The sequence below is a fragment of the Pseudomonas sp. PA1(2017) genome, assembly GCF_001945375.1.
Classification (GTDB): Bacteria; Pseudomonadota; Gammaproteobacteria; order Pseudomonadales; family Pseudomonadaceae; genus Aquipseudomonas.
In genome coordinates this window covers 627047-627408 of record NZ_MSXU01000015.1, presented here as the reverse complement: position 1 = coordinate 627408, position 362 = coordinate 627047, and the positions used below count along the sequence as shown (strand labels likewise).

Annotated in this window: 1 pseudogene; it reads left to right on the top strand. The window is 66.3% G+C overall.

The features are described 5' to 3' along the window. Nucleotides 1–23: 23 nt before the first annotated feature. Nucleotides 24–362: pseudogene (locus BVH01_RS25075) on the top strand (ShlB/FhaC/HecB family hemolysin secretion/activation protein); the annotation flags it as partial.

Here is a 362-nt window from a genome sequence, read left to right as displayed (position 1 = left end):
TACCTTTTTTCAGGGATGACCCTATGTTCTTCCGCAATGGACCTGCGGCGGTATGCCTCTGCCTGTCCGCTCTGTCGCTGGCCGTGTCCGCGCAGACGCCTCCCATCGAACTGCCCGCCAACCGCCAAACGCCGCTGACCCAGGACCTGATCCGCGACCGTCAGGAGCGCCTGCTCGACGAGCAGCAGCAGCGCCTGCAGGAATTGCAGCAGTTGCCGGGCAAACGTGCCGAGCCGACGGCGCCGGCAGCAGCCGAGGACGAGCGCTGCTTCGCCATCGAGCAGATCGAGATCAGCGGTGCCAGCCTGCTGTCCGAGGCTGACCGCGCGACCATTCTCACCCCGTTCGCCGACAGCTGCCTG